This is a genomic window from Teichococcus wenyumeiae (assembly GCF_003696345.1).
GTDB classification, from domain to species: domain Bacteria; phylum Pseudomonadota; class Alphaproteobacteria; order Acetobacterales; family Acetobacteraceae; genus Pseudoroseomonas; species Pseudoroseomonas wenyumeiae.
Map to the genome: position 1 here is coordinate 873 of NZ_RFLX01000077.1, position 7,296 is coordinate 8,168.

4 protein-coding genes and 2 pseudogenes are annotated in these 7,296 nt (G+C 64.7%); 4 read left to right on the forward strand and 2 right to left on the reverse strand.

Annotated elements, in window-relative coordinates; translation table 11 throughout:
* The first annotated feature begins 361 nt into the window (after nucleotides 1-361).
* On the forward strand, nucleotides 362-1,018 hold the full coding sequence (locus EBE87_RS26990; protein ID WP_199726527.1) for an IS6 family transposase: 657 nt from the start codon (nucleotides 362-364) through the stop codon (nucleotides 1,016-1,018).
* Between the two features lie 391 nt (nucleotides 1,019-1,409).
* On the opposite strand, the pseudogene EBE87_RS26995 reads toward EBE87_RS26990, so the two are convergent.
* Nucleotides 1,410-2,436, reverse strand: a pseudogene (locus tag EBE87_RS26995) (IS110 family RNA-guided transposase).
* 545 nt (nucleotides 2,437-2,981) lie between these two features.
* On the opposite strand from EBE87_RS26995, the gene paoA reads away from it, so the two are divergent.
* Genes paoA through paoC form a run of 3 tightly spaced genes read left to right on the forward strand, consistent with a single transcriptional unit; the run spans nucleotide 2,982 to nucleotide 6,797 of the window.
* Nucleotides 2,982-3,626 carry an aldehyde dehydrogenase iron-sulfur subunit PaoA gene (gene paoA, locus EBE87_RS27000; protein WP_120640778.1) on the forward strand — a complete coding sequence of 215 codons (645 nt, stop codon included), beginning with the start codon at nucleotides 2,982-2,984 and terminating at the stop codon, nucleotides 3,624-3,626.
* Nucleotides 3,623-4,573, forward strand: coding sequence for an FAD binding domain-containing protein (locus EBE87_RS27005; RefSeq protein WP_120640779.1), 951 nt, complete (start codon nucleotides 3,623-3,625; stop codon nucleotides 4,571-4,573). The genes paoA and EBE87_RS27005 overlap by 4 nt, the downstream gene beginning before the upstream one ends.
* Nucleotides 4,574-4,577: 4 nt before the next feature.
* Entirely contained in the window at nucleotides 4,578-6,797 is a 2,220-nt protein-coding gene (gene paoC, locus EBE87_RS27010) for an aldehyde oxidoreductase molybdenum-binding subunit PaoC (RefSeq protein WP_120640780.1), read from the forward strand.
* A 42-nt stretch (nucleotides 6,798-6,839) separates the two neighbouring features.
* On the opposite strand, the pseudogene EBE87_RS30140 reads toward paoC, so the two are convergent.
* Nucleotides 6,840-6,971, reverse strand: a pseudogene (locus EBE87_RS30140) (integrase core domain-containing protein); the annotation flags it as partial.
* Nucleotides 6,972-7,296 lie beyond the last annotated feature (325 nt).

The window sequence follows — 7,296 nt, forward strand, 5'->3', positions numbered from 1 at the left end:
ACACTGCCTCCAGCGCTACCTTGACCTTAAACTCGGCCGAATACCGCGTCCGCTTACCCGTCATCAGGTCCGTCCTTCTCAGGCCGAACCGAGCTTATCGAACTGTCCGAAATCCGGGGGCCATCCCTGGTAGCGGGCTTGGTTGGCCGCGTGTAGGCTCCGGGCTGGATCAAGGCCGCTTGGAGCCCAGGATGGAATGCATCGACTGCGGCTCCGCGGCCACTTCGGAGCGGCGGGACCGCACGGCGCAGGGCTACCGGCGCTTTCGCTGCCACAACTGTGGCCGGCAGTTCAACGAGCGCAGCGGCGGGCTACTGAACCGGACCCAGTATCCGAGTGACGTCATCGCACTCGTGGTGCTTTGGCGCCTGCGCTACCGGCTCACGCTCAAGGACCTCAGCGAGATGTTCCTCGAACGCGGATCATCTTCAGCCACGAGGCAGTACGGGACTGGGAAGCGAAGCTCACCCCCGTCCTCACCACCGAACTTCGGCAGCGCCGTCGTGGCAAGGGTGGAGCCGGACGGCGCTTGTGGCACGTCGATGAAACATATCTGAGGGTCCGAGGCTACTGGTGCTACCTCTACCGGGCGATCGACCGCAACGGCGACCTGGTAGACACCATGCTCAGCGAGCACCGGGACATGGCGGCCGCCAAGGCCTTCTTCCGTTCGGCCAAGTCGGCCACTGGCACGACGCCTGATCGCGTCACCACGGACGGGCACGGTTCCTATCCACGCGCGATCCGCTCCACGCTGGGTCAAGACGTGAAGCACCGGACCAGCGCATTCAAGAACAACAGGCTTGAACAAGACCACCGGGGCATCAAAGGCCGGATCCGATGTATGCGAGGGTTCAAGGAATTCGGTGCGGCGGAGCGGTTCTGTCGAGGATACGATGAACTCCGTGCATTTCTCCGTCTCCGCACCCGCCACAACCAGCACGTCTCCGCCAGCCGTCGTCGCTTGCTTCATCTCCGCCGTGCAAACGTGCTGCTCGCCATCCTGCAAGCAGCATAGCTTGACTGCGTACTTCGGATCGCGCCGCGCTGATTGGCGCGAAATCTGAAAGAACTGTCCAGCCAGTGTATTAGTTCCGGAGCGCCAAGTGGTCCAGCCGCAGGGGTTCACTCCAACGCCGGGTCATGTATGGATGCCCGCGTTCGTGCAAGTAGATAAGTCGAGCAGCAGAAGCGTGTGATCGGATGCGGTCATGTATCAGGCCTTTGGATGCAGTCTGAAGATGACCGCTAGCCGGTATGGGCTGCACGGATCTGGTGCAGATCAGATCTGCGAACTCGAGGTTCTCTGACCCGGATGCGTTTCCAGACCCAGTCTTTCTGATCTTGGTCCTTACTGTTCGACGATCTCCTCACACACCGACGTACCGCGTCCAGCGACCACTCCCTACTCAGGCAGCAACCGCACGCAGATCTCTAAAGACCTCCTGCCTTGTCTCCATGGCCCAGAGGGACCCAGCCATCTTGTTTGCCAGAGCTATGGCCGCAACCTGACGAGGTTTGCGGCGCAGGAGGCGCCCCAGCCAGGTATCGACATCGGGGGTACTTCGGTTGAACCAGCAGACAACGGACATGGCCCCTATGATGATCAGACGTCGGATATCCCGCTGCCCATCTTCGAAGTATGTCCGAGAACCTGCTTGCCGCCTGTCGAATTCTGCTTCGGCACGAGCCCAAGCCACGCAGCAAGGTCGCGGCCCCGTCGGAATACCGAAAGGGATGGCGCAAATGCCTCGACCGCCATCGCCGTTACCGGTCTGACCCCCGGCATGGTCATCATGCGTTCCGTTCGAGCGGAATGGTCGGCTTCTTTCCGAAGCGTCTTTTCCAGCTCTGCTATACGATGAGAAATCTGCGCGATCTGGTCGAGGTAGATGCAAGCCATCTCCACGACCAGCTTGTCGAGCTCCGTTTCCGCTGCCTCAACGGGGCGGCCGAGTTCGGACACGTTGGCAAGACCCTTTGGCGCGATCACCCCATGTTCCGCGAGATGAGCCCGGAGGGCGCTAACCATCTGCGTCCACTGACGCACGAACATATCGCGCGTTCTGAAGACCATCGCTCGAGCTGCCGGTGTTCCGTCTTCGGATCCACGAACCGCATGGTCGGGCGGCTCGCGGCCTCGACGATGGCTTCGGCATCAGCGGGATCGTTCTTCTGCCGCTTGACAAAAGGCTTCACATACGCGGGCGCAACCAGCCGAACCTCGTGGCCCAGTGCGCCGGTCTCCCGTGCCCAGACATGAGCCGTTGCACAGGCCTCCATAGCGACAATGCAGGGCGGCACCTTCACCAAGAAGTTGATCAGCTGACCCCGTGACAGCTTCTTCCGGAAGACAACGCTCCCGTCGCGTCGGGCGCCGTGGACCTGAAAAACCCGCTTTGCGAGATCCAGCCCCAGAATGGTAACGTCATCCACGGATGCCTTCTCCTTTCCGTGACATTTTCGCCAACATCACTCTGGCAATGACGATGCCGTCGGGAGCGGGCATCCACCCCATCAGATCTCAGCGAAATCCACATAGTGCCGACAGGATCACCTTGGACGTGAAGTGTCGCCCCTTGAAAGGCAGGCCCTATCTCGCCTCCATCATGTCATTCCCGCTCAACTGCCCAACGTCGTTCTACCCCACTTCGGCCGACCTGCCGTTCGTAACAGAACCGATCGACATCCTGGTCGGCCCGATCGGCTTCCCTACCCTTTGGTCATCGACCCGAAGCGCTCACTGGCCGTCAAAGCTTCCAACTTGAAGAAGAAGACGATGGTGGGAAGTCCAAAGAGAAGAAGAAATTCTTCCTCTCTCCGGCCAGGGACCAGCACTCCAAAACCGGGACAGTTCACGTCGGCCGTGACCTGACCGGCCTCGCCGCACCTTCTGGCGAGACGCTCTGTCTGTCCTGCTTTCTCATGGTAACCCGATATCCGGCCAGCCGTTCTACCGTCAGACAAAGACGAGTCGAACCATGCAAAAACCCGGTGACTTCGAATCATCAAGACGCGTCCTCCTGGTTGGCGCGGTAACGGCGGCCGCCGTACCCGTTCTCCCTACAGCGACCAAAGCCCAGGCCCCCGCTCCTAACCCACCCACCGCGCCAGTGGCCGCCAAAGTCTCCCTCACCGTGAACGGCAAGCCGGCCGCGCTGGAGCTGGACACGCGCACCACGCTGCTGGACGCGCTGCGGGAGCACCTGCACCTCACCGGTAGTAAGAAGGGCTGCGACCACGGCCAGTGCGGCGCCTGCACGGTTATGGTGGACGGCCGCCGCGTCTATTCCTGCCTCACGCTGGCCGTGATGCACGAGGGCAACGAGGTCACGACGATCGAGGGACTCGGGACCCCCGACAACCTGCATCCGATGCAGGCTGCCTTCGTGAAGCACGATGGCTACCAGTGCGGCTACTGTACCCCTGGTCAGATCTGCGCCTCCGTCGCCATGCTGCAGGAGATCAAGGACGGTATCCCCAGCCACGTCACCGCCGACCTTGCCGCCCGCCCGCAGCTCACGGTGGACGAGATCCGCGAGCGCATGAGCGGCAACATCTGTCGCTGCGGCGCCTACTCCAACATCGTGGAAGCGATCACCGAGGTCGCGGGGAGGCAGGCATGAATCCCTTCACTTACGAGCGCGCCCGCACCCCCGCCGAGGCCGCCTCCGCCGCCGTACGCAACCCAGGCGCCCGCTTCATCGCGGGCGGCACCAATCTCCTGGACCTGATGAAGCTCCAGATTGAGACGCCGGCGCACCTGATCGACGTGAACGCCCTCGCCCTCAACAAGATCGAGGCGATACCGGAAGGCGGGCTGCGGATCGGCGCCCTGGTCCGCAACACGGACCTTGCCTCGGATGAGCGCGTACGGCGCGATTATGCCGTCCTCTCCCGCGCCATCTCGGCCGGCGCCTCTGGCCAGATCCGCAACAAGGCGACAACAGCGGGCAACCTGCTTCAGCGCACCCGCTGCCCCTATTTCTACGACACCGCCCAGCCCTGCAACAAACGCACCCCCGGCAGCGGCTGCTCCGCCATCGGCGGTGTCACCCGAGCCCTGGCTGTGGTCGGCGCCAGCAATTCCTGCATTGCGACCCACCCGAGCGACATGGCTGTCGCCATGCGTGCCCTGGACGCGACTGTGGAGACGGTGAAACCGGACGGAAGCACGCGCCGCATCCCCATCGCGGAGTTCTACCGTCTGCCCGGCGACACGCCGCAGATCGAGACGGCGCTGGAGGGCGGCGAGATCATCACCGCCGTCACCCTGCCCCCGCCCGCCGGCGGCGCGCAGATCTACCGCAAGGTGCGCGACCGCGCCTCCTACGCATTCGCCCTCGTCTCGGTCGCGGCCGTCGTGCAGCGGGACGGCACCGGCCGCGTGGCCCTCGGCGGCGTGGCCCACAAGCCATGGCGCGTCGAGAAAGCGGAAGCCGAGCTGCCCCGCGGCGCCAAGGTCGCCATGGCCGCTATCATGGCCGACGCCCGCCCCACCCGTGATAACGCGTTCAAGGTTGCTCTCGCCGAACGGACGCTCGCCTCCGTTCTGGCCGAGGCTAAGGTCTGAGACGATGAAGTTCGACACCCCCGCCACCCAGAACCCGATTGACCAGCTCAAGGTCGTAGGCCATCCGCTTGATCGCGTCGACGGCCGATTCAAGACCACAGGCACCGCCCCCTACGCCTACGAGCGCCATGACGTCGCGCCGAACGCCGCCTATGGCTTCGTGGTCGGCGCGGGCATCGGCAAGGGCCGCGTCCGTTTGATCGACACCTCTGCGGCCAAGGTCGCACCCGGCGTGCTGGCCGTGGTCACCACGCTCGATATGCCCCCGCTGGAAACAAGTCCGCACAACGTCGCCCGCCTCTTCGGCGGCCCCGACATCCAGCATTACCACCAGGCCGTCGCCGTGGTGGTAGCCGAGACCTTTGAGCAGGCCCGCGACGCCGCCGCCCGGCTCAGGGTGGATTACGACCGCGAGCCCGGCCGCTTCGACCTCGCCGCGGCCGCTGGTGCCGCCCCGCTGGTGGGCGGCGACAGTCAGGAGGGCAGCAGCGCTTCGCCGATCGACCGCGTCGGCGACTTCGACGGCGCCTTCGCGGACGCGCCCGTCAAGCTCGACGAGACCTACACCACCCCCGACGAGAGCCACGCGATGATGGAGCCGCACGCCTCCACCGCCGCATGGGAGGGCGAGAAGCTCACCGTCTGGACGTCGAGCCAGATGATCACCTGGGGCAAGGCGGATATCGCTAAGACGCTCGGCCTCAAGCCCGAGAACGTCCGGATGGACAGCCCTTATATCGGCGGCGGCTTCGGCGGGAAGCTCTTCCTCCGCGCGGACGCCGTACTGGCCGCGCTTGCAGCCAAGGCGGTGGGGCGGCCGGTTAAGGTCGCCCTCACGCGTCCTCTCGTCGCCAACAACACCACGCACCGCCCAGCGACGATCCAGCGCGTTCGCCTCGGCGCCACGCGCGACGGCAAGCTCACGGCCATCGCGCATGAAAGCACCTCGGGCAACCTCAAGGGCGGCAAGCCAGAGACGGCGGTGTCGCAGACGAAGCTGCTCTACGCCGGCGCCAACCGCCTGACCTCCATGCGGCTGGCGGAGCTGGACCTGCCCGAGGGCAACTCGATGCGCGCCCCCGGCGAGGCACCGGGCATGATGGTGCTGGAGATCGCGATGGACGAAATGGCTGAGAAGCTCGGCATCGACCCCGTCGAGTTCCGCATCTTGAACGACACGCAGGAGGATCCGGAGAAGCCAGGCCGCCCCTTCTCGCAGCGCCAGCTCATCCAGTGCCTGCGCCAAGGCGCTGAGCGCTTCGGCTGGGCCAACCGCAACACCAGGCCCGGCGGGAAGCGCGAGGGCCGCTGGCTGATCGGCCACGGCATGGCCGCGGGCTTCCGCAACAACCTTCTGGTGAAGTCCGGCGCCCGCGTGCGGCTGGACGGCCAGGGTGTCGTAACGGTCGAGACTGACATGACAGACATCGGCACCGGCAGCTACACCATCATCGCCCAGACCGCGGCGGAGATGATGGGTTTGCCGATGGACAAGATTGTCGTCCGCCTTGGCGATTCCGATTTTCCTTCCTCGGCCGGCTCCGGCGGCCAGTTCGGCGCCAACAACTCCACCGCCGGCGTCTATGCCGCCTGCGTGAAGCTGCGCGACGCCGTCACCCAGAAGCTCGGCTTCAACTCCGCCGACGTCGTCTTCGCCGACAGCCAGGTGCGCTCTGGCAACCGCAGCGCCCCCCTGGCCCAGGCGGCTACCGACGGCCCTCTCTCGGCCGAGGACCAGATCGAGTACGGCGACCTCTCCAAAAAGTACCAGCAATCTACCTTCGCCGGCCACTTCGTGGAGGTGGCCGTAGACGCCTATACCGGCGAGACGCGCGTGCGCCGGATGCTTGCCGTCTGCGCCGCCGGCCGCATCCTGAACCCGAAATCCGCACGCAGCCAAGTGATCGGCGCCATGACCATGGGCGTCGGTGCGGCGCTTTTCGAGGCGCTGGAGGTAGACACGCGTCACGGCTTCTTCGTCAACCACGACCTAGCGGGCTACGAAGTGCCGGTCCACGCCGACATACCGCACCAGGAAGTCGTCTTCCTTGACGAGGTGGACCCGATCTCCTCTCCCATGAAGGCGAAGGGCGTCGGTGAACTCGGCCTCTGTGGCGTGGGCGCCGCTGTAGCGAACGCGATCTACAACGCGACCGGCGTGCGGGTGCGCGACTATCCGATCACGCTGGACAAGCTGATCGAGCACCTGCCGCCGGTCGCTTGAACTCACAAGTTCGGAGAGGGCTCTGATCCTGGTCAGCCCGGCTGCCCCGTGTGCCTCATCGGGTGTTTGCCTGGCCAGGGCGGAATGGGGCGGCTGGGCATGGTAGTATCTGATCCATCTGCTGAGCCCGGCCCGCAGGTCGGGTCCAGTTGCAAAGGCACGTAGATAAACGCACCTGATCGCGGCCTTTGCACCGGACGGGCCGGTCGTCCTGGGCATCGACGGCACGATTGAGCGTCGCCGCGGCAATCGGATGGCAGCGATGGGTATCTACCGGGACCCGGTGCGCTCCAGCCACGGCCACTTCGTGAAGGCTTCTGGCCTGCGTTGGATCAACCTGATGCTCTTGGCACCTGTTCCCTGGGCCGGCCGGGTTTGGGCGCTGCCTTTCCTCTCTGCGCTCGCGTGTCTTTCAGCTGTTGATTTTCGCTGAGACCTGACCCGGCGTTTTCATCGAGAAATGACCCGGCCAGGAATATGTCCTGCGGGCTGTGGCCGC

What these genes read in the sequence shown, in the direction of transcription:
- EBE87_RS27005 (WP_120640779.1), top strand. Translation starts at nt 3,623, where the DNA reads ATGAATCCCTTCACTTACGAGCGCGCCCGCACCCCCGCCGAGGCCGCC.
- paoC (WP_120640780.1), top strand. Translation starts at nt 4,578, where the DNA reads ATGAAGTTCGACACCCCCGCCACCCAGAACCCGATTGACCAGCTCAAG.
- paoA (WP_120640778.1), top strand. Translation starts at nt 2,982, where the DNA reads ATGCAAAAACCCGGTGACTTCGAATCATCAAGACGCGTCCTCCTGGTT.